This is a genomic window from Halomonas bluephagenesis (assembly GCF_054790765.1).
Genome location: NZ_CP133631.1, coordinates 122,317 through 149,002, shown reverse-complemented (window position 1 = coordinate 149,002; position 26,686 = coordinate 122,317). Strand labels below are relative to the sequence as shown.

The following is a 26,686-nucleotide window of genomic DNA, read 5'->3' as shown; positions in this document are numbered from 1 at the left end:
GTAGTCGCTGAAAAGCCTGGATTCGTTGATTTTAAAGAGAAAAAATCGGAGGGTGGTAAAGGCGGGTCAGGGCAGAAGTACTCTGTGAATCTTTGGAGGTAACCACTCAGAATCGACTAGTGATCGATACCTGCCTGAACTGCCCAAACGGCGGCTTCGACACGTGAACGTAAGTTGAGCTTTTTGAGCAGATGCTTGACGTGAACCTTGACCGTACCTTCGGTAATATCCAGCTTGCGTGCGATGAGTTTGTTGGAGAGTCCGCCAGCAAGTTGCTGCAGAATTTCACGTTCACGCTGCGTTAGACTATGAATATCGGGGGGGGTGGGCGCATTGCGCTGATTACGCAGAGCTTCAGCGAGTAGGGCGGTCAGGCTTTCGCTGATGACCATGCGTCCCAAAGCAGCCTGACGCAACTGGCGAACCATGTCTTCAGGCTCCATGTCCTTTAGCAGGTAACCGTCGGCACCGTTATGGAGTGCCGCGACCACATCATCCTCATGGTCGGAAACTGTGAACATCACCACACGACCGCTATAGTTGGCTTCCCTTAGGCGGCGCAAGGCTTCTAATCCATTGACGCCCGGCATGTTTAAATCAAGTAAAACCAAGTCAGGCTCACGTTTGAGGGCCAGTGCAATGCCTTCTTCAGGGTCGCCCGTCTCACCAACCAGTTCAAGATCGTCCTCTAGTTCAAGCAACTGAGCGACGCCACGCCTTAGCAGCGGGTGGTCATCAATAATCATTAGAGTGGCGGGTGTATCGTTGGCAGTGGTCAGCGTCATTAAGAAGTCTCTGTATCTATGTGAGAATCGGAGCCAGCCGAAACAGGCTGCTGCTGAATTAAGCGAGCTGTCAACGGGGTGAATACTATCTCAATACTGGCCCCTCCTACGGGGCGATTGGTGATACTCAACTCCCCGTTCAGGGTGGTGGTTCGGTCGCGAATAATCACTAAACCGTAGTGCATCGGCGGCGAGCTATCGTCTTCCAGGCCGATGCCGTTATCCTCAATACGCACTAACAGGCGGGCATCGGTGAAACGCACAGTGACCCCCGCCCAGTGAGCTTGGGCGTGCTTGTGGGTATTGGCCAGCGCTTCACGAATGATCTGTAGCACGTGAATTTCTTCATTAGGGTTAAGAAGGTGAGGTGGCACATCATAGTTAAGATCAACCGTTACGCCCATGCGCTGGCTAAACTCATCGACGGTTTGGCGTAAGGCAAATTGCAGCCCCGGCCCCTCAAGTTTGAGTCGGAAGGTGGTGAGTAGCTCACGCAATTGACGATAGGCGCTGTTTAAACCGGTACGCAGCTCGTCAAATACTGCGGACTGCGCCTCTCGGGTTGCCTCTTTTTGCTGCATGCGTTCGAGTCGGGCGACCTGCATCTTGAGATAAGATAGCGATTGCGCTAGCGAGTCGTGGAGTTCGCGCGCAATGATGGTTCGCTCGTTGATCAGCGTGACGTGCTGCTGCTCTTCGATACGTCGCTGCAGGTACACCGCCGTGGCGAGTTGGTCGGCTAACATGGTGAGCAGCCGACGAGTGCTGTCGTTGAGCCGCTCCTGGGGATACCACACTTCGAGTGTGCCTAGCAGCGTGTCGCCAACGCTGATAGGTAGCAGTAAGCATTGGGACTGATTATTAGACACCATCTCCAAGGGGCGGGGGTCGATCAGGCAAGCGTGGCAATCCTGGTCACGGCAATACTCTGGCCGGGTACGTGAGTGGGTTTCCAAGACCGGCATTTCCCGTTGGTCGAAAGGGTCGTTTAGGGAAAGCCGAATTGGCCCGATATCCAGCAGCTTTTCCAGTTCGCGCAGCATAGGTGCTGCGCTGGAGCAAAGGTCATTACCGCCGCCATACAGCGAACGGCTAGCATCGTGCATTACTCGCAGCGCCTGATTGCTGCGCTCAAGCTCCTGTTTCTTGCGCGACACCTTGTCTTCCAATGCGGCGTAGCTGGTTGCCAGCTCGGCAGACATCTTATTAAAGGTGTGGCCCAGCAAAGCCAGCTCATCACTGCCGCGTAGCTCTGAGCGTGGCTTGAAATTACGCTGCGCCGCCTCGCGTGCAAGTACCATCAGCTGGCGCAGCGGCACTACCAGATTATGGCGGACATCGTAGAGGGCGATCGAGACCACAATCGCGATCAATACCAAAAAGAGTAGTTGCATCATGCCCAGCAGCCGCACCTTGGCCTCGGTGCTTTGTTCCAGATACGTCACTAGCACTTCAATGTCATTGACCATCGCAACGATCATCGTTTCTAGCGTATCCAGGTCAAGCTCTACGGCAGCGGACGGAGCCTGTAGTGCCGGGCGAAGCGTGTAATGCCAGTAGTTCTGAAGTTTTTCCAGTTGGCGGCGGCGCTCATGACGATCATCGGCGGGGATCGTTTGTTGTAACGTTGCGCCATGCAAACGCTGATCGAAGCGCGAAATGAGTCCTTCGAGCTGCTCCTCGCTTGTCTTCTCTGGAGCATACTCCAGGCGTTGCAAGGCTCCCATAATCTGATAGGCATTCATGCGTAATGAGCCAGCGACATTAATCGCGGCAGCATCGCCACGGCTGCTGTTAGACATCGCCATGGTCAGGGTGATACTGATGAGTGCCATCCCGCCAATGGCAAGCAGGGACGCAATGATGCGAGCAACCAGGGAGCGCTGAAGTAATTTCATGGCATTTCCGATAGCCCGCGAAAGAGGTAAGGGAGTGTGGCACTGTCTGCATTTCGATACGAGGGCTATTCCTTTGTGGTTAGCCGACCTACCTCCGATGCTTTTTGACCTACACCCGGTATTTACCGACAATTCTGGCATGTCTTCCGATGTCTTTATACCTTCGCTGGGAAACGCCATGCCATCGTCTGTGCCGCCTCCCACGTTGGAGACATCAATAGAACCAGTCAATGGTTATCAGTTGCTGGTAGCTATGCTGCTAATGCCGCTGGCCAGCGCTATAGCGGTGGCTAGCTGGACACTTTATGCCTTGCTCGCAAAACAACCACTCTATGTGCTGCTACCGTTGAGTAGCGGAGTACTGCTGGCATGGCCGGCTTGGTGTATCGCAAGGCGAGGCGACACCTGCCGCTTGATACAGGGGTTATTGCTGGGGCTAGCGTTGGCGCTGGTTGGGTTTGGGATGGCAAGCCAACCATGGGAGTTTCTACTAGCGGGCGTTGGGCTAGGTTTAGGAGGCGCGGTGATTACCACTGGCATTGCCCATGCGAAAGGCTGGATGCCTAGTCATTGGGCGCGTCTTTGTGCCGCCCTTTGTCTGGCTTTAGCGGTTGGCGTAGGGCTCTCTCTGAGGATGGTACCCCTGGTCGTCCAAGCCTATGGTTGGCGCGCAGCGCCACTTAGCCTGTTGATCCCTTTGTTTATGGTAATGCTGCTGCTGTGGCTTTTCGCAGAGTCACCCGAGTAACACCACCTATTACTCTCAACTACTCGTTCTTCATTTTTGTCTACTGATTCTTAACTACTAGCGATAAGGCCCATTTTATGACCACAGTTGTTATGACCACCGGTTTTATGACTATAGCCACGTTTGCCGATTTACTGCAGGAGGCGCGTAAACAACCTAAGCCTCAGCGTCTTCTGTTTGTATTCGTTCGCGCAGAGCTGCCTGATTTCCCTGATGCTGACCAGCGTCGTCGCTTCGAACAGGGTGAAGGAGGAGTGTTGGTGCCTGTGGTTTGCGTAGATAAGTCGACGGAGGAATTGACCAGTATGGCGGCGTTGGTCGATGAGTCTCGCCGTACCGAGATCGAATGGGATCTAGTTTTCACTGCTGCCATGGATGACCCAAAAGATGACGCCGAGGTTGAACGGCAGCTCCAGCGTATGATGGAGTCGCTGCAAATGGGTAATATCACCGCCTATCTTGTCTTCGATCATCACGGCGATGCGGTTAACGTTGGCTAGGGACGGTTACCATGGAGCACTATTTTCTCATCAAACACCTTCACATGACGGCCGCTGCGCTGAGCATCACACTCTTCGTAGTGCGCGCCTGGTGGTCAGCACAGGAAAGCCAGCGACTCAACGCCCGTTGGGTCAAGGTTTTGCCTCACCTCATCGATACGGCTCTGTTGGGGCTGGGGGTGACTTTGATGGTGTTGCTTTCCGTTTGGCCCTGGCAGCTTCCTTGGCTTGGCGCCAAGTTACTGGCGCTGCTGGCCTATATCGGTATTGGTACCATTGCGATTAAACGTGGGGCCACGCCAGCGGTGCGCGCCTTGGCAGCGGTAGTGGCAGTGGCCATCTTTGCCTATATGGTGGGGGCTGCTGTTCATCACAGCCCTTTATCCTGGTTGGCCTGAGAGGCTTGGTTCTTATCTCGAAATGATAACCCTAACTGAGCATTATTAAGCTGCGCCGAGCGGGCGTGAAGGACCAAAGTGCTCGAAGTGTCGGCGATCCTCGTCGACACCCAGTTCAGACAAAGCGCTGTTAATCGCCGTCATAAACCCTTGGGGGCCGACGAAATAGCAGCGTGCCTTGAGGCCAGGCAAGTAGTGAGCTAATAAGCTGCGGTCGATACGACCAATATGCTCGGCTTCGTTGCCGCGTTCATGAATGCGGACAGCCTGAAGGTGTTGAGGATACTCGCTCTGCAGCGCCTCTAGTTCACCTTTGAAGGCCTGATGCTCAGCATCCAAGGCAGCGTGTAGATAGGTGACTTGCCGCCCAAGGGACAAAGCATGGCGTGCCATGGGGAGTAGAGGTGTTTGACCAACGCCGCCACTGGCAAGCAGTAGGGGCTCGTCACCCTCAACCAAGGTAAGGTCACCCGCTGGTGGTAACAGTTCCAGGGTGTCGCCTGGTTGTAAGACATCATGGAAATGGCGGCTGACTTGGCCCTGTTCTTCGCGTTTGATCGAGATTCGGTAGCTTCGACCGTTCGGTGTGTCCGAAAGGCTGTAATGCCGATAGACCAGTTCGCCGTTAATGGTCAAACGTACGCCGATATATTGACCTGGCTCATGGTCAGCCACGCGCTCCCCATCCTCGGGCTCAAGAATAAAAGAGCGAATTAAAGCACTTTCCTGCTGGGTGCTGGCAATCTTGAAACGGCGTGTACCCCGCCAGCCGCCCGGGCGCTGCTCAAACTCACGATAACGCTGGTCTTCGAGGTCGATGAGAAGGGCGGCGAGTTCGTTATACAGAGCGCCCCAGGCATCGGCTATTTCTGGTGTCACGGCATCACCGAGCACTTCGCCAATGGCGGCTAGCAGACACTCACCGACAATAGGGTACTGCTCAGGAAGAATGCCTAACGAGACGTGTTTGCTGACCACAACATCAAGGGTTGCGCGCGCTTGAGCAGGGTTGCTGCGCAATTGAACATAGGCCAACACGGCGTTGGCGAGAGCACGAGGCTGGCCGCCGCTTTGCTGGTGTACCTCATTAAAAAGTGGTTTGACCTCTGGATAGCGGCTAAACATCAGCGGGTAGAAGCGCTGGGTAATCGCATTAAGGTGTTCGGCCACGACGGGAGCGGTCGCGTTGATTAGTGTTTCTTGCTCATGAGTTAGCACTGTTTTTCCCTCGCCACATTAAGATGCATTCAAAATGCATCTTAATGATATGGGTCTACAAAAGCTAGCCATAAGATGTATTTTTGATGCATGTCATGGTCTTTGTGGATGGCTAGGCGCACACTCATATTTCCAAGTAAATTAGTCGGGATTACGCCATGCCAACGACCACCTCATCCCAACCTGCTTCTAAGCTTGAGCATTTACCTTTAATGCGCCTGGCTTTCAGGCCTTTCTTTCTGCTGGCCGCGCTGTTTAGTGTGGTGTCCCTCTTGGTGTGGTTGGCCTTCTGGCACGGCACTATTTTGCTGCGACCTTATGGCGGTCTGGTGTTCTGGCATCAGCATGAAATGTTGTTTGGCTTTGCCGCGGCGGTGGTAGCGGGGTTTTTACTAACCGCTGTGCGTAACTGGACAGGATTGCCGAGTTTAAACGGAGGGCCGCTACTGGGTCTGGTGGTGCTATGGCTATTAGGTAGGGTGCTGATGGCTTTCCCCATGGGGCTGCCGGAGTGGATGCTGCTGACGGTTGAACTTGCATTTCTGCCAGTAGTTGCCGTGGTTATGGCGCGTCTCGTTATCACCGCAAAGCGTTGGCGCAACTTGATCTTTGTACCTGTGCTGTTGCTGTTTGCCATTGCTAATCTGGCGATGCACTTAGGAGTCATGCAAGGTGATGCCGACCTGATCCGCCAAGCTGCCTACTTAGCCGTGCTGTTAATTACACTGATGATGACAGTCATTGGCGGGCGTGTTATTGCCATGTTTACCGCCAATCGTTTGAGCCGCACCAAGCCTGAACCTATTCCTTTACTCGAAGGGGTGACGCTGGCTAGCACGGCTGGCGTAGTCATGCTGCAGCTGGTTGTCTTACTGGGAGTTGCCATGCCTGCTTCATTAATGGCGGGGATGATGTTCTTAGCGGCGTTGGCTAATAGTGTTCGCATGGCGCGCTGGGGTGGGGTGCACAGTTGGCGCGAACCTTTACTTTGGGGGCTCCACGGTAGCTACGCCTGCATTCCGCTAGGACTAATCATGTGGGGCTTGGCACTTATGGGGCTGATGCGCGTTGAACTTGCCGTGCACGCTCTGACCATTGGCGGCATGGGCACCATGATGCTAGCCATGATGGCCAGGGTTTCGCTAGGTCATACGGGCCGCCCCATACGCACATTGCCTGGTATTGGTGTAGCACTGGGCTTAATGCTAATAGCCGCCTTAGTGCGCTCACCCGTTTTGGTGTTATTTCCCCAGATCACCCACTGGACTTACACGCTGAGCATCATCTTCTGGTGCTTGGCCTATGCAATATTCCTCATGCACTACACGTTGCCGTTGATGCAGGCGCGAGTCGATGGGCAGGATGGCTAGTGTGTGCTAAGCGCTGACGGTAGGAATGCGCATAAGCTGCGCCAGTTGAGATTGTTGATTGCCTAGTAGGTCGGCCAACGTATAGTGGTCCAGCACACCTATAAATGCTGACAGTGCATCATTAAGAATCGGTTGAAGGCGACATGCAGGCGTAATGATGCAGGCATTGTCGCTATGAAAGCACTCCACCAACGCCATGTCATGCTCCATCTCGCGTACTAGCTCCCCTAACCCAATGGTGGCGGGGTCCCGTGTCAGCAGTAACCCGCCATTCTTGCCACGAATGGCGGTAACGTAGTTCTTTTGACTTAGCTCTTGAACAATTTTCATCAAATGATTGCGTGAGATATTAAAGGTTTCGGCAATCTCGTGAATGGTAGAGCGCTCCTCTCCCTTGGTAGCAAGAAAGATCAATACGCGTATCGAATAATCAGTGAATCGGGTGAGGTGCATGGAGTGCGTTTTGCTCCGAGAGTAATCCAACTATAAAAAGCATGTTGTATGAATGTTCAGTGAGTTGCAATGTAAACGTAGTTGAAGGCCTGTGAGCATATTCCGCTCCGCTACAGCTAGCATTCAAGCACGGTGTAATTTCAACAGCGCCAACCGTCTATTCCTTTACGTTGGCCGCTCTATCACCTTGGGGGTAGATAGGGTGTATATGGAGGTAATCACGCAGTAATTCCCTTGTCGATCACGCAGAATCCACTCCATGGAGCCCGCCTAGCGGGTACGCAAATTTCCGAGGAGCCTGGAGATCGACCATGAGTCACTTCATAGATCGGCTGAATTTCTTTCGCAAGTCCCGCGAACCTTTTGCCAATGAACACGGCGAACTACGTAGCGAATCCCGTCAATGGGAAGATAGTTATCGTGCCCGCTGGCAGCACGATAAAGTGGTGCGTTCCACCCACGGGGTGAACTGCACCGGCTCCTGTAGCTGGAAGATCTACGTCAAGAACGGCTTAGTTACCTGGGAAACCCAGCAGACAGATTACCCCCGTACCCGCCCCGACCTGCCCAACCATGAGCCGCGTGGTTGCCCGCGCGGTGCCAGCTACTCCTGGTACCTGTACAGCGCCAACCGTCTCAAGTATCCGTTGGTTCGCAAGCCGCTGCTGGCACTATGGCGCGAAGCGCTGAAGGCTAACCCAGATCCGGTAGATGCCTGGGCGTCGATTGTTGAAGCCCCTGCCAAGACCAAACAGTACAAGCGTGCCCGCGGCATGGGCGGCTTCGTTCGCGGTAACTGGGATGAGCTCAACGAGCTGGTCGCTGCCTCTAACGTTTACACCGCTAAGCAGTATGGCCCCGACCGGATCATTGGCTTTTCGCCGATTCCTGCCATGTCGATGGTCAGCTACGCCGCAGGTAGCCGCTACCTGTCGCTGATTGGCGGCGTCTGCATGAGCTTCTACGACTGGTATTGTGACTTGCCGCCGGCCTCGCCAATGACCTGGGGTGAGCAGACTGACGTTCCCGAGTCCGCTGATTGGTACAACTCCGGCTACATTATCGCTTGGGGGTCCAACGTGCCCCAGACGCGTACCCCGGATGCCCACTTCTTTACCGAAGTACGTTACAAGGGCACCAAAACGGTTTCGATCACTCCGGATTATGCCGAAGTTTCCAAACTGACCGACGAGTGGCTGTCCGCCAAGCAGGGTACCGATGCCGCCCTGGCGATGGCCATGGGCCATGTCATTCTCAAAGAGTTCCATCTTGAGAACCCCAGCGCCTATTTCACCGACTATGTGCGCCGCTATACCGACATGCCGTTTCTGGTGGAACTGGAAGCGCGTGAAGATGGCAGCTTCGCACCGGGTCGCCAGCTGCGTGCCAGTGATTTTGATGCTGCCCTGGGCCAGGAAAACAATCCCGAGTGGAAAACCGTTGCCTGGGACGAAACCCGTGACCAGTTGGTGGTGCCGCGCGGCTCCATCGGTTTCCGCTGGGGCGAAACTGGCGACGAAGTGGGCAAGTGGAACCTGGAATCGCTGGACGCCGCCGGCACCGAGATCAAGCCGTTGCTAAGTTTGGTCAATCACCACGATAGCGTCGCGCGCGTTGCGTTTCCTTACTTTGGTGGTATCGAACACGAACACTTTGAGCACGTCAAAGGAGCTGGCGTCGGTGCTGCTGACGACCTGCTGTTCCACAACCTGCCCGCCAAACGTTTGAAGAGAGCCGATGGCAGCGACATGCTGGCGGTCACCGTTTTTGATCTGATGTGTGCCAACTACGGTATCGACCGTGGCTTTGTCGGCGACGGCGAAGATGATGGCGCGACCTCGTTTGATCAGATCCGCCCCTATACCCCCGCGTGGCAGGAGAAAATCACCGGTGTCCCAGCAGAGCAGTGCACCCGCATTGCTCGAGAGTTTGCTGACAACGCCCATAAAACCAACGGCCGTAGCATGATCATCGTTGGTGCCGGTATGAACCACTGGTACCACATGGACATGAATTACCGCGGCCTGATTAACATGCTGATCATGTGTGGTTGTATCGGCCAGAGCGGTGGCGGCTGGGCCCACTATGTGGGTCAGGAAAAACTGCGTCCGCAGACTGGCTGGACGCCTTTGGCCTTTGGCCTCGACTGGCAGCGCCCGCCGCGCCATATGAATTCTACTTCCTTCTTCTATAGTCACTCCTCCCAGTGGCGCTACGAGAAGCTCGAGATTAAAGAAATTCTTTCGCCGTTGGCCAAGGCCGAGGATTACCCCGGTAGCCTGATTGACTTTAACGTGCGTGCTGAGCGCATGGGCTGGCTGCCGTCAGCACCACAACTGGACACTAACCCGCTACGCTTAGCGAAAAAAGCCGAAGCCGCGGGCATGTCCACTGCCGACTATGCGGTTCAGCAGCTCAAGAGCGGTGAGCTGCGCTTTGCCGCAGAAGACCCGGACGCGCCAGAGAATTTCCCGCGCAATATGTTCATCTGGCGCTCCAACCTGCTGGGTAGTTCCGGTAAGGGCCATGAGTACATGCTCAAGTACCTGCTGGGTACTCGCCACGGTATTCAGGGTAAAGATCTGGGCGACTTCGGCGGTCAGAAGCCCGAAGAAGTCGTATGGCGTGACGAAGCGCCGGAAGGCAAGCTCGACCTACTGGTGACGCTGGATTTCCGCATGTCCACCACCTGCCTCTACTCGGATATCGTGCTGCCTACGGCGACCTGGTATGAGAAGGACGACCTTAACACTTCTGACATGCACCCCTTTATTCACCCCTTGACTGCCGCCACCGACCCGGCCTGGGAATCGCGCAGCGACTGGGATATTTACAAGGGCATTGCCAAGGCGTTTTCCAAGGTTTGTGTAGGCCACCTGGGCGAAGAGACCGACCTGGTCACGCTGCCGATGCAGCACGACTCGCCAGGAGAGTTGGCCCAACCGACGGTGATGGATTGGAAGAAAGGCGAATGCGCGCCGATTCCCGGCAAGACCATGCCATCGCTGATTGAGGTCAAGCGCAACTATCCCGAAACCTATGAGCGCTTCACCTCCGTAGGGCCGCTGCTGGAAAGTATCGGTAACGGCGGCAAGGGCATCGCTTGGAATACCGATGCTGAAGTCGAGCTGCTGGGCAAACTCAACCATCGCAAGCTGGACGGCCCGCATAAAGGGCGCCCGTTGATCGACAGCGCTATCGATGCCGCCGAGATGATTCTGACCCTGGCACCGGAAACTAATGGCGCCGTGGCAGTAAAAGCGTGGGATGCACTCTCCAAAATTACCGGGCGTGACCATACCCACCTGGCAAGGCCCAAACATGACGAAAAAATCCGCTTCCGCGATGTCGTCGCTCAGCCGCGCAAGATTATCTCCAGCCCGACCTGGTCCGGCCTTGAGGATGAGCATGTCTCCTATAACGCCGGTTATACCAACGTTCACGAGCTGATCCCTTGGCGCACCGTGAGTGGTCGTCAGCAGTTCTATCAGGATCATGCCTGGATGCGCGCTTTCGGTGAAAGCCTGCTGGTCTATCGCCCGCCCATCGATACCAAGGCGGCCAAAGGCTTCCAGCTTCCCGCCGACAACGGCTTCAAGAGCAAGGCGCTGAACTTCCTCACGCCGCACCAGAAGTGGGGCATTCACTCCACTTACTCGGACAACCTGCTGATGTTGACGCTTAACCGAGGCGGCCCGGTGGTGTGGCTCTCCGAGGCGGACGCGGCTGAGATCGATATCGAGGACAACGACTGGATCGAGGTCTACAACGCCAACGGCTCGATTGCCGCGCGGGCAGTGGTCAGCCAGCGGGTCAAAGCGGGCATGGTGATGATGTACCACGCCCAGGAGCGCAACGTGAACGTCCCTGGCTCTGAGGTCACCGGCACGCGGGGCGGTATTCACAACTCGGTCACCCGTGTCTGCCCCAAGCCAACCCATATGATCGGCGGCTACGCGCAGCTCTCTTACAGTTTTAATTACTACGGCACCGTCGGCTCAAACCGCGATGAGTTCGTGTTAGTGCGCAAGATGAAACACGTTGACTGGCTGGATGGTGAAGGCAATGACAGTGTTCAGGAGAACGTGGCTCTCAAGAACAGTGCTCAGGAGGCCGTGAAATGAAAATTCGTTCCCAGGTAGGCATGGTTCTCAACCTTGATAAGTGTATCGGTTGCCACACCTGTTCGGTGACCTGCAAAAATGTCTGGACCAGTCGCGAAGGTATGGAGTACGCCTGGTTCAACAATGTCGAGACCAAGCCCGGTATCGGCTATCCCAAAGAGTGGGAGAACCAGGCCAAGTGGAAGGGCGGCTGGATGCGCCGTAACGACGGTCGGATTGAGCCGCGTATTGGTGGCAAATGGCGGGTGCTGGCGAACATTTTCGCCAACCCCGACTTGCCCGAGATGGATGACTACTATGAGCCGTTCACTTTCGACTACCAACACCTGCATACCGCCAAGATCGGTGAGCACCAGCCGGTAGCGCGTCCGCGCTCGCTGATTTCCGGTCAGCGCATGAAAAAGATCGAATGGGGCCCCAACTGGGAAGAGATCCTCGGCACCGAGTTCGCCAAGCGGCGCAAAGACGCCAACTTCGACAAGGTGCAGGCAGATATTTACGGCCAGTTCGAAAACACCTTCATGATGTATCTGCCACGCCTGTGCGAGCACTGTTTGAACCCCACCTGTGTGGCGTCCTGCCCTAGCGGTGCGATCTACAAGCGGGAAGAGGATGGCATCGTTCTAATCGACCAGGACAAGTGTCGTGGCTGGGGGATGTGTATCTCCGCCTGCCCCTACAAGAAGATCTACTACAACTGGAAAAGCGGTAAGTCCGAGAAGTGCATCTTCTGCTACCCGCGTATCGAGGCCGGTCAGCCGACCATCTGCTCCGAGACCTGTGTGGGCCGCATTCGCTATCTCGGCGTGCTGCTGTATGACGCTGATCGCATCGAGGAAGTGGCAAGCTCCCCGGATGAGCGTGACCTCTACCATCGCCAATGTGAGATCTTCCTTGATCCCAACGATCCGGAAGTGATTGCCCAGGCCAAGCGGGATGGCATTCAGGATAACGTCATCAAAGCCGCCCAGGCCTCACCGGTTTACAAGATGGCTATCGACTGGGGGTTGGCGCTGCCACTGCACCCGGAATACCGCACGCTGCCGATGGTGTGGTACGTGCCGCCGCTGTCGCCGATTCAGTCCGCCGCTGAGGCGGGGCATGTGGAGTTTGACGGCATCCTGCCGAAGATTGAATCACTGCGTATCCCGGTGAAGTACCTAGCTAACCTGTTGACTGCTGGTGAAGAGGAGCCCGTGGTGTTGGCACTCAAGCGCTTAATGGCGATGCGTGTCTACATGCGCGGCAAGCACGTGGAGGGTGCCCCCAATGCCGACGTGCTCGATGCCGTGGGGCTGAGCGTCGCCCAAGTAGAAGAGATGTACCGCTACCTGGCCATTGCCAACTACGAGGATCGGTTTGTGATCCCCACCAGCCATCGGGAAATGGCCACCGAAGCCTTCCCGGAACGGGGCGGATGCGGCTTTACCTTTGGTGATGGTTGCCACGGTGAGAGCCAGCCCAACCTGTTTAATGGCCGTAAGCAGACCAGCGTGTTGGTGAAACCGGTAGAGGTCTTCGACCCGCAGCCGCAACTTGAGGAGTCTCGTCATGACTGAAGCCGCTACCCAATCGCCGACCCCGGGAGAGCCGTCGTTCGAGCCGCTACAGGGTATGCGTAGCCTACGCGTACTGGCCCGCCTGCTCGATTACCCGACCCAGGAACTGCAGGATGCCTGCGGCGAACTCATCGAAATTCTCAATGCCGAGCGCCGCCTGGGGGCGGCTCTCAAGTCGTCACTAATGGAGTGGTGTCAGCGTCTCCAAGAGGGCGACCTGCTTGAGCTGCAGGCCGAGTACGTCGCCATGTTCGATAAGGGGCGGGCTACGTCGCTGCTGTTATTCGAACACGTACACGGTGAATCACGTGACCGTGGCCAGGCCATGGTGGATCTTATGGCCGAGTACAGCGCGGCCGGTTTCGAGCTGGATGCCCGTGAACTGCCCGATCATCTACCGGTATTTCTTGAATACCTTTCAATGTGCGACGACGCCGAGATTGGCCGCTGGCTGGGCGAAATACGCCATATCCTGGCGTTGCTGACGGCACGGCTGGAGGAGCGGGGAGCGGATCACGCGCTGGTACCGTTGTCACTATTGGCATTAATCGGCGCCGAGGGAGATGTTGAGGAGCATCGGCCCCAGGTCAAAAAAGAAGCGCCGGACAACACCCCCGAAGCATTAGACGCTGTATGGGAAGAAGAAGCGGTGCGTTTCTCAGCAACCTCAGATGAGGATTGCGCGCTGCAGTCTGCCGAAGGCCGCCGCTTGGCTGAGCGCAAGCACACCGTTCAGAGCCAGCCGGTACGCATTATGCCTGCTCCGTCTTTAAATGCCTCTTCCGCTCCTTCCGCCGATCGTTAATAGGAGAATCACCATGTATGACGCGATTGCGCATTACTTAACCCATCTGATCTACGGTTACTACCCCTATCTCGCTGGCACGGTGTTTCTGCTTGGCAGCCTGCTCCGTTTTGATCATGGTCAGTACACCTGGAAGACCGGTTCTAGCCAGATGCTCTCTTCAAAGAATATGCGCCTGGGCAGCAACCTGTTTCATATCGGTATTATCGTGATTTTCTTCGGCCATCTGGTAGGTATGCTCACACCGCACTGGGTTTACGCGCCGTTTCTGCACGCCGGTACTAAACAGCTAGTGGCTATCGTGGTGGGCGGTATTGCCGGTGCCATGTGCCTGGTGGGCGGTGCCATGCTGCTATATCGGCGCATCTTTAATCCACGCGTGCGTCAATCTTCCAGCTTGATGGATACCCTGATCCTGGGGTTGATCGTTTTGCAGGCGGGCCTTGGCATGGTGACCATCATCTTCTCGCTAGGCCATATGGACGGTGAAATGATGCTAACCCTCTCCAGCTGGGCGCAGTCGATTGTCTTCTTCAGCGGCGGTGCGGCGGACTACATGCAGGAAGTGTCGTGGATCTACAAACTGCATATCTTTATCGGCCTGACCATCATCCTGCTGTTCCCCTTTACCCGCTTGGTGCATGTGTGGAGCGCGCCGTTTGGTTATATCACACGTAGGTACCAGCTTGTCCGCCGCCGCAGCTAAAAAAACTGGCTTGTGCTCGGCCAGGCAAGAGGAGAAATAACATGCAGATGATTGATATCGAACAGTTACCTGGGGGCGTTGCTGCGCCTCCGGTACGTGTCGGCGACACCCCTATCGATGAAGCAACGATTGCGTTGGAGATGCAGTATCACCCCGCCGAAACAGCGGGGGAGGCTCAGCTTCAGGCCGCCCGTGCGTTGGTGGTCCGAGAGCTGCTTCGCCAGCGTGCTAGCGTCCTGGGCCTACTATCGACACAGGACGTTAGCGAAGCGCAGGAAGATGCGGCGATTGCTGCCTTGCTCGAACAGGAGCTTGAGGTGCCGGAACCGGGGGAAGCAGATTGCCAGCGCTTTTTTGACACCCACCGAGAGCGCTTCAGTGAGCCGGTGCAGTTACGCGTTCGGCATATCCTGCTCGCGGCCGCACCCGATGACTCCCAGGGTCGCGACGACGCCTACCAGCTTGGTGAGAAGCTACTCGAACAGCTTAATGAGATACCCGAACGGTTTGCCGAATTTGCTCAACACCACTCCGTGTGCCCTTCAAAAGAGCTGGATGGTGATTTGGGTTGGCTAGTGTCGGGGCAAACCGTTCCAGAGTTGGATCGCGCTTTGCAGCACCTGCCCGAAGGTCTACACGAGCGCCCCTTGGCGTCTCGCTATGGCTGGCATGTGGTGAGTATTGACGAGCGCAGAGAAGGTAGGGCGTTACCTTTCGATCAGGTTATCGACCGGGTGCGCCATAGCCTACGGGAGCAGGCAACTCGACGTGCGCTGCGTCACTATTTGCTGATGTTAGAGAGCGAAATAGGCGTCGAAGGGATTGTGCTGGATGACGATGCTGGCGGCAGCTTGCTGCAATAGAAACGCTAATAGGAGATGCTTGATGTCCCATGTTCCCGTAGATGCACTTTTCACTCCGCTTGGCATCGCGGTGTTAACCGTTTCCGATACGCGTGGATTCGATGAGGATGGCAGTGGTGACTTACTCGCCGCGCATCTTATTGAAAGCGGCCATAACCTAGTGGAGCGGCGCATCGTGCCTGATGATATTTATCAGGTTCGTGCTGTGGTTTCGGAATGGATTGCGCGTAACGAAATTCAGACGATCCTGGTGAATGGCGGTACGGGCTTCACTGCTCGCGATACCACACCAGAGGCATTAGTCCCTCTTTTTGACAAAGCAATTGAGGGGTATGGCGAGCTGTTTCGCTACTACTCTCTGCAAACGATTGGCACGTCGACTATTCAATCTCGGGCGGTGGCCGGGGTTGCCAACCAGACACTGTTGTTTGCAATGCCCGGTTCGCCCAAAGCATGTGAATTGGCGTGGGAAAAAATCATCTCATTGCAGTTGGACTCCCGCACTCGGCCCTGCAACTTTGTAGCAATGGTGTTGCCTTCTGCTCCTGCTTGTAGTGGACGTCAAGTAGAAACGACGTCGCATGTTTCGGAGCGCTTATGAACTGTCACTGCGCAGAAATAGTCACGCCCGGCTTGTTAAATTTATTTGATGCACGCCAACGAGTTATCGACGCAGCCACGCCGATTAATGCCGTAGAAAACGTCTCCCTTGAACAGTCGGCGGGGCGAGTGCTGGCAGAAACGGTGGTTGCACCTCTCGATATGCCAGGTGTGGACAATAGCGCTATGGATGGTTACGCGCTGTGTCTGGCTGATTACCAAGCGGCACCTCGCGGTGCAGGCCTGCCCATTCTTCAACGCGTGCCAGCTGGCGCAGGTGTCATGCTCCTACCCGAAGGGGGCTGCGCGCGTATTTTCACCGGCGCGCCGGTACCCATAGGGGCGGATATTGTGGTGCCTCAAGAGCGGGTAACCCTTGATAAGCGCGGGCATATACATCTTGAGGGTAGCTTGGTGCTAGGCGCTAATATTCGCCGTCAAGGCGAGGAGACCCGCATGGGAACCCCGCTACTCGCTGCGGGTAAGTTTCTTGATGCAGCGTCGATTGCGCTTCTGGCAAGCCACGGGATCAATATCGTTGCCGTCAAGCGGCGCCTAAGGGTGGCATTGCTCTCAACCGGCGATGAGCTGATTGCCCCAGGCACGGTGCGATCGCCGGGACAGGTATACGACAGCAATCGCGCCATGCTTAACGTACTGCTCGCACAAGCGCAGTGCGATGTACTGGACCTGGGCGTCATCGCTGATTCGCCGCAGTCATTGCACCAGGCCTTTGAGCACGCACAAACCATTGCAGATGTGGTGATATGCACCGGTGGCGTTTCGGTAGGCGAGGAGGATCACGTTCGTCCGGTGATCGAGCAGCGCGGTGGGCTATATTTTCATGGTGTTGCGATGAAACCCGGAAAGCCCTTTGCATTCGGTTATCTAGGCGCGGAGCCTTCCACTTGCACGCCGTTAATGGCGCTGCCGGGTAATCCCGTGGCCTCCCTGGTGGGCTGGCAACTGCTGGCGCTGCCGTTTATTCATGCTATGCAGGGTCGACACTTAGCTTCGCTACAGTGTTTTCCAGTAACAGCGGGCTTCTCTCAGCGTGGGCCCAAAGGGCGCTGCGAGCTATTACGGGTAGTGTTGGATTGGTCACAGGGGAGTCCCGTGGCGCAGTTAGCGGGCGGACAGGGCTCGCATATGCTTGGTGCGGCTAGCCAAGCTGATGGTTATTTAATGATTAACCCCGAAATCGATGTGGCAGAAGGGGAGGCGTATCACTACTACCCCATCAATCAGTTCGCCGCTTGAATCACTTTTTCAGTCGTGACCACTGACCTCGTTAGCTTTTATAGGAGAGGGTATGTCTTCACATCACAAGCCACACATACAGCTGGTTAGTTCTCAAATAGAGGAGCCCTCACTATGAGCGTCTTGGTCGATGGGTTTGGCCGTAAGGTGCGTTACCTGCGTATATCGGTAACTGATCGTTGTGATTTTCGCTGTGTATATTGCATGGCCGAGGAGATGACCTTCCTGCCTCGAACCCAATTGCTGACCCTTGAGGAAATAGCCACCCTTTCGCAGGCATTCGTCGAGCTGGGCGTGGAAAAAATCCGTCTAACTGGTGGTGAGCCGCTGGTACGCCAGGGCGTGCTAACGCTAGTGCAAAAACTCGGTGAATTGGAGGGCCTGCGCGAGCTAGCTATGACCACCAATGGCTCAGGGCTGGTCAAACATGCCGATGCTTTGCGCCAAGGCGGGCTACATCGGCTCAATATTAGCCTTGACTCGCTCAAGCCCGAGCGTTTTAAAGCATTAACCCGAACAGGTGACTTAAACCAAGTGATCGCGGGTATCCGTGCCGCACGCCGCGCTGGTTTTCAGTCGATTAAGCTCAACGCTGTATTGCTTAAGGGGCGTAATGACGACGAAATTATCGACTTGGTAAACTTTGCCCGGGATGAACAAGTCGATATCAGCTTTATCGAGGAGATGCCCCTGGGCGCTATCAGCGAGCATAACCGTGGTGAAACCTTTCTTTCCACTGATGCGGTACGCGAGACCATAGAAAACCATTATCAACTCCTACCCACCACCGAGAGCACCCTAGGGCCATCCCGTTATTATCGTATGGCAAACAGCCAGTCACGCATTGGCTTTATCTCTCCCCATAGCCACAATTTTTGTGCTGCTTGTAATCGTGTTCGAGTGACGGCGGAAGGGCGGCTACTCCTCTGCTTGGGCAATGAGCACTCGGTGGATTTACGCGCTGTAATGCGGCGTTATCCAGGTGATATCCAGCGGCTTAAAGCCAGCATTGTGGCGGCAATGAACAAAAAGCCAGAGCGCCACTACTTTACTACTGATGGTGAGGTTCAGGTTTTGCGGTTCATGAATGCAACTGGCGGTTAGCGCAACGTTTCCTCTACCGCAATGTCAATATTTAAAACAGCATTAGGCCAATAGACAACAACACACTGTAAAGCAGCGTTGAGATCGCCGTTTTTTTCAGCATTCTGGTTAGAATTTCGCCATCACGACTTTGGGTTAACGTTTTGGCGGCATCAGTCAGTGGTTTGGCCACTAGCAGGCAACTCCACCCCAGTAGCGGCACTGGCACTGCAACCAGATAGATGAGAGTGAGCAGCAGCGCTGTTCCCAGCAGCGCCCAGTGATACTTTATAGCGTTGGCGCGGCCAAGCCGCACCGCTAAGGTGATCTTGCCAGTGCGCGCATCGCTGTCGATATCTCGGACGTTATTGACGTTTAGCACGGCAGTGGCCAGCAGTCCACATGCGGCAGCGGGCAGTAACGGCAGCCAACTTAGTTGATGAGTGTGCAGGTAATAGGTTCCCAATACTCCCAGCAACCCGAAAAACAAAAAAACCGCAATGTCGCCCAGCCCTCGGTAGCCGTAGGGCTTACCGCCCAGCCCAACGGTATAGGTCACCGCTGCTAATAAAGCGGCAGCACCTAGTAGCAAGAAGAGAACAATGTGTCCCCACTGGTTGCCAAAAGTGGCAAGCAGTAATAACAGTCCCGATAGCGCTGCACCAGTCGCCGTTAGGGCCATCCCTATGCGCATGGCCCGTGGAGTGATTAAGCCTGAAGAGACTGCTCTTGCCGGCCCAATGCGAGAATAATCGTCGGCCCCAGAAGTGGCATCACCATAATCGTTGGCAAGGTTAGAGAGCACCTGGAGGGCAATTGCTGTCAGTAAGGAAAACACTAGCACTGACGTTTTATAAGCATTCTCACCTGCTGCTAGACCACTCCCCAGCAGAATAGAGGCACATGCTAGCGGTAGTGTTCGCAGACGAGCGGCTAGCAACCAAGCTTGGCAGTGATTGCGCTTAGTGAGTAAATCCATTGTGCGATTTTCCAATCAATTGATTAGCATTAGCCAGGGCAGACCAATGACTAACCACGCCACCAGGAAGATCAGCCCGAAGATTGCCCCTAGCCGCCAGAAGAGTGCACTGGGCAAGTAGCCGCTACCGTAGTAAACCGGGCTTGGCCCTGTGCCGTAAGGTGTGAGAATACCCATAAAGCCGAGCGTGGGCAGCAGTAGTAGCACAAACATCTGCATATCCAAGCCTGGAATGCCAGACGCCGCCGCCAAAATAACCGGCAGTAGGGCGGTGACGTGTGCCGTAATGCTGGCAAAGAAGTAGTGCAGAGCGTAGAACAGTACGGTCAAGGCCACCATGGCCATCAGCGGGTTAAAGTGACTTATTTGCCCGCCTACCACGTTGCCAAACCAATTCACGAACCCCACTTGGCTAAGTCCGCCTGCCAGCGCCACCAAGGTGGCAAACCAAACAAAGGTATTCCAGGCGGCATTGTTCTTGAGAATATCATCCCAGGTGACGATGCCTGTCAGCAGCATGCCGCAAATCACAACCAGCCCAACCAAAGATGCGGAGATAATGCCGCCGCCAAAAATCCACAGTAGTAGTGCCGTGACAACCATTACCACCAGTACTATCTCTTTACGAGTGAGCTTGCCTAATTGCTTTAGCTCGTCTCTTGCCCAGTCAGAAATTTCATGGCCCGCTTTCACCTCAGGGGCGCATAGCCAGTAGCAAAGTAGTGGCACTAACAGCAGTAGCAAAATGCCTACTGGCGCAATGGCCATAAACCACTGCCCCCAGTTGATCTGGATGCCGGTTGTGCTTTCGGTTAGGGCGATGGCTAACAAGTTAGGGGCCATGGCTGTTAGAAACAGCGAGCTGGTCACGCAGGTAGAAGCCAACGCTGTCCACATCAAAAAGCTACCCATACGCTTCATGCTGGGGTCATTGGGGTGCGAGTCGTAAAGTGGTGGCAGGTTGCGAATCACCGGATAAATGGTGCCCGCACTGCGTGCAGTGTTGGAGGGCGTAAAAGGGGCAAGAATCGAAACGCAACAATGATGGCGATGATAAGTGGTGCGAATAGCTTCCACCGAGGCGATGGTTGAGTAATGCTGTTCATACTGCCTCTCTCTTTCTCTTCAGTTGTTTTTAAGTTCTTCTATTTTCTAAGTATTATTTCGGCAGTAAAGCCACACCGGAATATTGACCTTGTCTTTAAAAGCTTTGCCTTTAAAAACTTTTTCTTTAAAAACAACGCCGAAAACACCTGCCGATGGCAGTGAGTTATTTGAAGAGTAGATGGTATGGCACTAGGGTAAAAGCAGCGCCAACTCGATTTCTATTTTTCTTGATGTACATCAATAGTCCTTTGGACTAATGAACAGAGCTCGCCACGGGTATGGTAAGTTCAAATAAAGAAGACGACGCCGCAGAGTGTCGCCACTAACGCGCTTTGGCCTGGCTAACGGAAGGAAGTGTTATGCAGCAGCGAGATTTCGATATCGTCATTGTAGGAGGCGGTGGGGCAGGCTTACGTGCGGCTATTGGCGCTGCTGAGCACGCTAAGGAGCATAAGACACCTCAACGTATTGCGCTGCTGTCAAAAGTCTACCCGATGCGCTCCCATACCGTGGCCGCTGAAGGGGGCGCTGCCGCGGTTACCAGTGCTGAAGACTCCCATCAGGCCCACTTTGACGACACGGTGTCAGGCGGTGACTGGCTAGTTGAACAGGGCGTCGTCGACTACTTTGTCCATCACGCCTATCAAGAGCTGGTGCAGATGGAGCGCTGGGGCTGCCCATGGAGCCGCAAAGACGATGGCCAGGTGCAGGTGCGCCGCTTTGGCGGCATGAAAACTGCCCGCACCTGGTTTGCTGCCGACAAAACTGGCTTCCATATGCTGCACACGCTGTTTCAGACCTCGCTGAAATACCCTGAGATTGAGCGTTTTGATGAGTATTTCGTGCTTGATCTGGCGGTTCACGAAGGTGCAGTGATAGGGGTGATTGCGCTGCAGTTAGCCACTGGCGAATTGACGCTGCTGCGTGCTAAAGCGGTGATACTGGCCACCGGTGGCGCGGGGCGCTTATTTCGTTTCAATACTAACGCGGGCATTGTGACTGGCGATGGCATGGCCATGGCTTATCGTCACAGTGTGGCGCTGCGGGACATGGAGTTTGTTCAATACCACCCCACCGGTTTACCCGGTTCCGGCATTTTGATTACCGAAGCGTGCCGGGGGGAAGGCGGCATTCTGCTCAATAAAGATGGTTATCGCTATCTGCAGGATTATGGACTTGGCCCGGAAACACCGCTGGGCAAGCCGGAAAACAAATATATGGAACTGGGGCCGCGGGACAAACTCTCACAGGCTTTCTGGCAGGAGCAGCAGGCGGGCCGCACTGGCAAGTTTGGTGACAGCGACGTGGTCTATCTTGATCTGCGCCACTTGGGTGAAAAATACATCCTAGAGCGCCTACCGTTTATCTGCGAGCTGGCTAAATCCTATATCAATGTTGACCCTGTGAAAGAACCGATTCCCATTCGCCCGGCGGTTCACTACACCATGGGGGGAATTGAGACCGATCCTCAGTGCGAAACGTCTATTGCTGGGCTCTATGCTGCAGGGGAGTGCGCTTCTGTAGGTTTGCACGGAGCTAACCGGCTGGGCTCCAATTCTCTGACCGAGCTACTGGTATTTGGCCGCTTGGCGGGTGAGCAAGCCAGTAAGCGGGCGGCACAAACCGAGTGGGCGGATACGCGCCTGCTGGAAGCCCAAGCCGAGCATCAGCAAGCGACTTTGGCGCGCCTCTGTGATGGTGAAGGCAGCGGCGAATCCTGGGTAGAACTTAAGCACGCCATGGTGCAAGCCATGGAGAGTGGCTGTGGTATTTACCGCACCGAAGAAGGCATGCGCCATTCGCTTGAGACCATGCGTCAGTTGCGCGAGCGCTATGCCAAAATTCGCGTTAACGATACCAGCAAGATATTCAACACCGAGCTGCTGGAGTGCATCGAACTGGGATACGGCCTGGATATTGCCGAAGCCTCTTGCCTAGGAGCACTTGAACGGCGTGAATCCCGCGGTGCTCACCAACGCTTAGATGAAGGCATGCAAAAACGCGACGACGTTAATTATCTCAAGCACAGCCAAGTCTTTTACCAAGGTGAAGCACCGGCCGAGCTGCGCTGGCAGGACGTTGATGTTCGGTTTTCCGCACCGGCTGAGCGGGCTTACGGCGATGCGGGCAAGGGGGGCAAGGTATGAGTACCGAGCAGATCACTACCAAGAGTGTCAGCACTAATAACACCAGCATCAAGCACATTAGCGTTAAACGTTACCTGCCAGACAGCTCGGCTGAAGCTTACTGGCAGCAGTACGAGATGCTGGTGGATGACAGCACCTCGCTGCTGGATGCCCTGAATCATATTAAAGAGCAGCTTGATAGCACCCTGAGCTACCGCTGGTCGTGCCGCATGGCGATTTGTGGCTCGTGTGGGGTGATGGTCAACGGCATTCCAAAGCTCGGCTGTAAAACCTTCCTGCGCGATTATGAAGGCGAGATCCGCATCGAGCCGCTATCCCACTTCCCCGTGCAGCGGGATCTGGTGGTGGATATGGAAATATTCCTTGAGCACTTAGCGGCGGTTAAGCCCTACCTGATAGATGACAATCCGGTAAAACCCTATGACCCGAAGGCACCGGAAACCTATCAGCAGACCCCCGAGCAGCTTGCCCGTTACAAGCAGTTCGCTAACTGCATAAACTGCGGGCTTTGTTACTCCGCCTGCCCGCAGTTTGGGCTGAACCCTGAATTCCTGGGCCCGGCGGCACTAACACTCGCCCACCGTTACAACCTGGATAGCCGCGACCATGGCAAAAAACAGCGCATGACCGAGCTTAATCGACACGAGGGTGTGTGGAGTTGCACCTTTGTCGGCTTCTGTTCGCAGGTATGCCCAAAGCATGTCGACCCCGCCGCTGCCGTTAATCAGGGCAAGGTCGAGGCTGCCAAACATACCTTAATTGCGCTGTTTAAAGGGTGAGGGGAGAAAAGATCATGCATAAATCATCATCGCAACGTCTGCCACCACTGAAACGCAACTGGTGGCTGAAACACCGGTTTTTTAAGCTCTATATGCTGCGCGAGGCCACGGTACTGCCGCTGGTGTTTTTCACGCTGTGTTTACTGGCCGGTATGGTTGCCCTACTTCAGGGGGCGGATAGCTGGCAGGGGTGGATTGCCTTTATGGGCTCGCCCATTGTGCTGCTGCTGAATCTTTTAGCGCTGGCCGCTAGCCTGTTTCACGCCGCGACCTTCTTTGTGCTGTTTCCTCGTGTAATGCCGCTACGCATCGCTGGGCATAGCCTTCCTGATAAGGCCATTGTCGCTGGTCAGTGGGCAGGTGTAGTGGCTGTTGCACTGTTATTTTTCTGGCTATTGGGGAGGGCGTAATGATGGAAAAACCAGCTATGGAAAAACTAGCTATAAACGAACACGGACCCCAGCATAAACAAGCTTTTGATGAACCACTCTGGTGGAGCCTGTTCAGTGCCGGCGGCGTATGCTTTGCGGTTATCTTGCCCGCCGTCATTCTATTTATTGCCATTTGCCTGCCCCTTGGCCTGCTGCCTGCTGGGGCGCTGAGCTATGAGCGGGCGTCCAATCTGCTGTTTAGTGTGCCGGGCTTTCTGTTTGTTGGCGCGGTGGTTTGCTTGCCGTTATTTCATGCCGCCCACCGCCTGCGCCACGGGTTGTTTGATATCAGCGTGGGCAATGACATACTTAATAAAAAACTGATGTACGGTGCAGCCGCCTTACTGAGTGTTTTGGCGCTAGGTTTAGTGGTGGTAGGTATGTTCGGTTAAACGGTGTGACGCTAGGACTAACTTCTTATGACGGACAGTATTCATCCGCACAGGGTGGGGGGAGCGAAATGTTGTAGGCTCTCTCCTACCAACACGCACGACCGCTGAAAACAGCTGTTCGCGCTGAGTAGGCCCATTTAAGTCACCGTTTCATGAGTATCGCCGCGCAACTGTTCGCTGGCTATCTCGCCATTGGCAGGTGAACATCCAGATAAATACAGGCACATTCATTAATAGCCCGTATAGAAGCGGAACTAAGCCAATATTTGGCTGCTGCAGAAGCGCGAAAGCCACCATCATGGCTACACCTGCGTTTTGCACGCCGACCTCAACGGTAATCGCGCGGACACTGGCATCAGGAAGTCGTAAGCGGCGTGCGGCTTGGTGGCCTAACGTCATACTCAAGACACACAGTAGCAGCACTGCCAGGGTTTCGATGCTTAACAGTGACGGAAGGCGTTGCGCATGGCTTAACCATAGCGTGATCACTACGCCGATCATCGCCATTCCCGTTAGTACTTTTATTTTGGGCAGTATCCAGATCAGTATGGATGTCCCCAATAATTGTCGCAGCAGCATACCTGCGAGCACAGGTGCAAGGGTTACAAGCAATAGCTTTCCGACGGTAGGCCAGTAGGGGAGGCTTAGCCCAGCACTGCTCAACGTTAGAAATTCTAGGTGCCAGCCCATCACCAGCGGCAGCGTGAAAGGAGCGAGCACCGCGGCAATGGCGGTCAAGCTGACGGACAAAGCCAGATCGCCCTGCACGAGATAGCTGAACATGTTGGAAGTGGCACCCCCAGGCACCAGCGAGACCAGCAGCAACCCGGCGGCGGCTGGCGGCGAAAGGGGAAGCAATGCCACTAGTCCCCAGGCCAGCAGCGGTAGTGCCAGTATCTGTAGGCTTGTGCCGATCACGAGACGGCGAGGGTGGCGACAGGTTTGGACAATATCTATTTTGGTAAGGTTGAGTCCCATTGTCATCATCACCCCGGCCAATACCCAGGGAAGCAGTACTTGCGACAACCAATCGGGAGCCATTTCAATTCCTTGAAAAACAGTTTTAACGAGGCGTTCGGTTCTGCGGAGGTCTGTATCTCGATCCTGGTCTGAGCTCTCTCATCACCATTGTGCCTAACACCCTATATACGAGGGCTAATCCAGCCAGCGAGGATTTCAGCCTAGCTAGAGCATGATATGACCATTAATTCGATTTTTCTATATTAGTAATCAATGTGTTTATTCAACAGTGATGAGTGCAAACTCAGCGTCTGCTCTAGGTTGAGTTAATGTCACCAATCTAGGGGAAAGGTCAACATGTTTTCAATGCGTGGACTAGTTTGCTTGTAAAAAAAGGCGCATTTTCATGCGCCTTTTTACTCTTTTGCTATGATTTGTTAGCTATATTTATACTAACGCATTACTGACTCGCGATCTGCATCGACACGCTGTTGGGCTCTATCCCGTGCGTTCTCAAACTCCTCAATGAAACGCTCACCTTCCTCTTCGAAGTTTTCCAGGTACCAGTCGCGTACTGGCTCTGCAATAGCTCGGAACTCTTCCATTTCTTCATTGGTGGGGGTGTATAGTTCACCACCCGCTTCCCGCCAGATTCGATAGGCTTCAAGCTCTTTGCGAGGCTGAATGCCAAACTGAATGACCGACATCATTGCAGCTCCGTCAGCCACGACGCGCTGCTGTTCAGGTGTTAGTGATTGGAACTTTTGATTTCCCATCAGCCACATGGATGACATGTAGGCATGGTTATCTAGCGTCATGTACTTAATGACTTCTTGAAAGTTCATATTTGTAATGTCGGAAATGGAGTTGAGCGTTCCGTCCACGACACCAGTTTGCAGGCCTGTATAGACTTCAAGCCATGGTAGCGGGGTAGGTGAGGCGTTCATCTCGCGTACCATAATCTGCTGGATTTGCGATTCAATCGTGCGAAAGCGTAGACCCTCTGCATCAGCAGGTGTCCGGACTTCACGCTCGCCATTAACGATATTCCGCCAGCCACCTGTTTGAGTCATGGCCATCAGACGAATGGAATCGTTACTGGCCTCCAGTAGTTCATCGCGCAGAAAGCCGGTGAACTCTGGATCAGTCAGCATGGTCATCGCTGTGCGATCATCCGGAAATGCATAGGGGATATCTAAACCTTGAATGGGTGGATAGATAGCCGCTACACCTCCGGCCGTGGCGGTAAATAGATCAACAATACCGGCCTGCATGGCTTCAAAGCATTCGTTGGCTGAACCACATAGTTGAGCGCCGACGAAGATGTTGACATTCACTTCACCGCCTGTGCGGCTTTCAACGTAGTTCTTAAACACCTGGGCAGCGTCGTATTCTTGGTCTTCCTCATTGGCAAGAAATACTAAATTAAGGTCTGTCGCTTGGGCGATGCTAGCGCTGCCTAGTGCGGCACCAAGGAACAGTGTTGTTAGAGCTGTCTTAGCTTGCTTCATCATTTTCATT

General features: G+C 54.7%; 24 protein-coding genes. 16 read left to right on the top strand and 8 right to left on the bottom strand.

Annotation, left to right across the window (positions count from 1 at the left end; translation table 11 throughout):
- Positions 1-116: 116 nt before the first annotated feature.
- Positions 117-785, bottom strand: a complete 669-nt coding sequence (narL, locus tag REH51_RS00745) for a two-component system response regulator NarL (RefSeq protein WP_498936625.1) — start codon at positions 783-785, stop codon at positions 117-119.
- On the bottom strand, positions 785-2,683 hold the full coding sequence (locus REH51_RS00740; protein ID WP_498936623.1) for a type IV pili methyl-accepting chemotaxis transducer N-terminal domain-containing protein: 1,899 nt from the start codon (positions 2,681-2,683) through the stop codon (positions 785-787). The genes narL and REH51_RS00740 overlap by 1 nt, the downstream gene beginning before the upstream one ends.
- On the opposite strand from REH51_RS00740, the gene REH51_RS00735 reads away from it, so the two are divergent.
- The 3 genes from REH51_RS00735 (at position 2,682) to REH51_RS00725 (ending at position 4,329) form a co-directional block, all read left to right on the top strand.
- Complete coding sequence (locus tag REH51_RS00735; RefSeq protein WP_234667763.1) at positions 2,682-3,431, top strand: hypothetical protein; 750 nt, start codon at positions 2,682-2,684, stop codon at positions 3,429-3,431. The two genes, REH51_RS00740 and REH51_RS00735, sit on opposite strands and share 2 nt — an antisense overlap.
- 77 nt (positions 3,432-3,508) lie before the next feature.
- On the top strand, positions 3,509-3,931 hold the full coding sequence (locus REH51_RS00730) for a hypothetical protein (protein WP_009724652.1): 423 nt from the start codon (positions 3,509-3,511) through the stop codon (positions 3,929-3,931).
- 11 nt (positions 3,932-3,942) lie between these two features.
- The gene (locus tag REH51_RS00725) at positions 3,943-4,329 is read left to right on the top strand and encodes a SirB2 family protein (protein WP_009724653.1); all 387 of its coding nucleotides are present in this window, start codon (positions 3,943-3,945) and stop codon (positions 4,327-4,329) included.
- 45 nt (positions 4,330-4,374) lie between these two features.
- Here the strand turns inward: REH51_RS00725 and hmpA are convergent, their stop codons facing one another.
- Positions 4,375-5,547 carry an NO-inducible flavohemoprotein gene (gene hmpA / locus REH51_RS00720; RefSeq protein ID WP_009724654.1) on the bottom strand — a complete coding sequence of 391 codons (1,173 nt, stop codon included), beginning with the start codon at positions 5,545-5,547 and terminating at the stop codon, positions 4,375-4,377.
- A gap of 158 nt (positions 5,548-5,705) precedes the next feature.
- On the opposite strand from hmpA, the gene REH51_RS00715 reads away from it, so the two are divergent.
- A complete protein-coding gene (locus REH51_RS00715) occupies positions 5,706-6,917 on the top strand; it encodes an NnrS family protein (protein ID WP_009724655.1) in 1,212 nt (403 codons plus the stop codon).
- Between the two features lie 6 nt (positions 6,918-6,923).
- On the opposite strand, the gene REH51_RS00710 is transcribed toward REH51_RS00715, so the two are convergent.
- Positions 6,924-7,370 (bottom strand): Rrf2 family transcriptional regulator, encoded by a 447-nt coding sequence (locus tag REH51_RS00710; RefSeq protein WP_009724656.1) that lies wholly within the window; start codon positions 7,368-7,370, stop codon positions 6,924-6,926.
- Between the two features lie 311 nt (positions 7,371-7,681).
- Here REH51_RS00710 and REH51_RS00705 point away from each other — a divergent pair, with 311 nt between their 5' ends.
- From REH51_RS00705 to moaA, 8 genes are all read left to right on the top strand, one after another.
- Positions 7,682-11,494, top strand: coding sequence for a nitrate reductase subunit alpha (locus REH51_RS00705; RefSeq protein ID WP_498936621.1), 3,813 nt, complete (start codon positions 7,682-7,684; stop codon positions 11,492-11,494).
- Positions 11,491-13,053 carry a nitrate reductase subunit beta gene (gene narH, locus REH51_RS00700; RefSeq protein WP_498936619.1) on the top strand — a complete coding sequence of 521 codons (1,563 nt, stop codon included), beginning with the start codon at positions 11,491-11,493 and terminating at the stop codon, positions 13,051-13,053. The genes REH51_RS00705 and narH overlap by 4 nt, the downstream gene beginning before the upstream one ends.
- Positions 13,046-13,858 carry a nitrate reductase molybdenum cofactor assembly chaperone gene (gene narJ, locus REH51_RS00695; RefSeq protein ID WP_009724659.1) on the top strand — a complete coding sequence of 271 codons (813 nt, stop codon included), beginning with the start codon at positions 13,046-13,048 and terminating at the stop codon, positions 13,856-13,858. The genes narH and narJ overlap by 8 nt, the downstream gene beginning before the upstream one ends.
- Positions 13,859-13,871: 13 nt before the next feature.
- A complete protein-coding gene (gene narI, locus REH51_RS00690) occupies positions 13,872-14,564 on the top strand; it encodes a respiratory nitrate reductase subunit gamma (protein WP_009724660.1) in 693 nt (230 codons plus the stop codon).
- 41 nt (positions 14,565-14,605) lie between these two features.
- The gene (locus REH51_RS00685; RefSeq protein WP_009724661.1) at positions 14,606-15,427 is read left to right on the top strand and encodes a peptidylprolyl isomerase; all 822 of its coding nucleotides are present in this window, start codon (positions 14,606-14,608) and stop codon (positions 15,425-15,427) included.
- Positions 15,428-15,449: 22 nt separating this feature from the next.
- Positions 15,450-16,028, top strand: coding sequence for a molybdenum cofactor biosynthesis protein B (gene moaB / locus REH51_RS00680; protein ID WP_009724662.1), 579 nt, complete (start codon positions 15,450-15,452; stop codon positions 16,026-16,028).
- Positions 16,025-17,287 carry a molybdopterin molybdotransferase MoeA gene (locus REH51_RS00675; protein ID WP_009724663.1) on the top strand — a complete coding sequence of 421 codons (1,263 nt, stop codon included), beginning with the start codon at positions 16,025-16,027 and terminating at the stop codon, positions 17,285-17,287. Before moaB ends, REH51_RS00675 begins: the two co-directional genes overlap by 4 nt.
- Before the next feature lie 114 nt (positions 17,288-17,401).
- Positions 17,402-18,391, top strand: coding sequence for a GTP 3',8-cyclase MoaA (moaA, locus tag REH51_RS00670; protein WP_009724664.1), 990 nt, complete (start codon positions 17,402-17,404; stop codon positions 18,389-18,391).
- 31 nt (positions 18,392-18,422) lie between these two features.
- Here the strand turns inward: moaA and menA are convergent, their stop codons facing one another.
- Positions 18,423-19,349 carry a 1,4-dihydroxy-2-naphthoate octaprenyltransferase gene (gene menA / locus REH51_RS00665; RefSeq protein ID WP_009724665.1) on the bottom strand — a complete coding sequence of 309 codons (927 nt, stop codon included), beginning with the start codon at positions 19,347-19,349 and terminating at the stop codon, positions 18,423-18,425.
- 15 nt (positions 19,350-19,364) lie between these two features.
- Positions 19,365-20,426: a DASS family sodium-coupled anion symporter gene (locus tag REH51_RS00660; protein ID WP_009724666.1), complete on the bottom strand. Its 1,062-nt coding sequence runs from the start codon at positions 20,424-20,426 to the stop codon at positions 19,365-19,367.
- A 389-nt stretch (positions 20,427-20,815) separates the two neighbouring features.
- Here REH51_RS00660 and frdA point away from each other — a divergent pair, with 389 nt between their 5' ends.
- Genes frdA through frdD form a run of 4 tightly spaced genes read left to right on the top strand, consistent with a single transcriptional unit; the run spans position 20,816 to position 24,205 of the window.
- Complete coding sequence (frdA, locus tag REH51_RS00655) at positions 20,816-22,603, top strand: fumarate reductase (quinol) flavoprotein subunit (RefSeq protein WP_498936617.1); 1,788 nt, start codon at positions 20,816-20,818, stop codon at positions 22,601-22,603.
- Positions 22,600-23,382 (top strand): succinate dehydrogenase/fumarate reductase iron-sulfur subunit, encoded by a 783-nt coding sequence (locus REH51_RS00650; RefSeq protein ID WP_009724669.1) that lies wholly within the window; start codon positions 22,600-22,602, stop codon positions 23,380-23,382. Before frdA ends, REH51_RS00650 begins: the two co-directional genes overlap by 4 nt.
- A gap of 14 nt (positions 23,383-23,396) precedes the next feature.
- Positions 23,397-23,792, top strand: a complete 396-nt coding sequence (locus REH51_RS00645) for a succinate dehydrogenase/fumarate reductase transmembrane subunit (protein ID WP_009724670.1) — start codon at positions 23,397-23,399, stop codon at positions 23,790-23,792.
- The gene (gene frdD / locus REH51_RS00640) at positions 23,792-24,205 is read left to right on the top strand and encodes a fumarate reductase subunit FrdD (protein ID WP_009724671.1); all 414 of its coding nucleotides are present in this window, start codon (positions 23,792-23,794) and stop codon (positions 24,203-24,205) included. Before REH51_RS00645 ends, frdD begins: the two co-directional genes overlap by 1 nt.
- 150 nt (positions 24,206-24,355) lie before the next feature.
- Here frdD and REH51_RS00635 read toward each other — a convergent pair whose 3' ends face one another.
- The gene (locus tag REH51_RS00635; protein WP_009724672.1) at positions 24,356-25,246 is read right to left on the bottom strand and encodes a bile acid:sodium symporter family protein; all 891 of its coding nucleotides are present in this window, start codon (positions 25,244-25,246) and stop codon (positions 24,356-24,358) included.
- Positions 25,247-25,617: 371 nt separating this feature from the next.
- Positions 25,618-26,685, bottom strand: a complete 1,068-nt coding sequence (locus tag REH51_RS00630; RefSeq protein WP_009724673.1) for a TRAP transporter substrate-binding protein — start codon at positions 26,683-26,685, stop codon at positions 25,618-25,620.
- Between the last annotated feature and the right edge of the window lies 1 nt (position 26,686).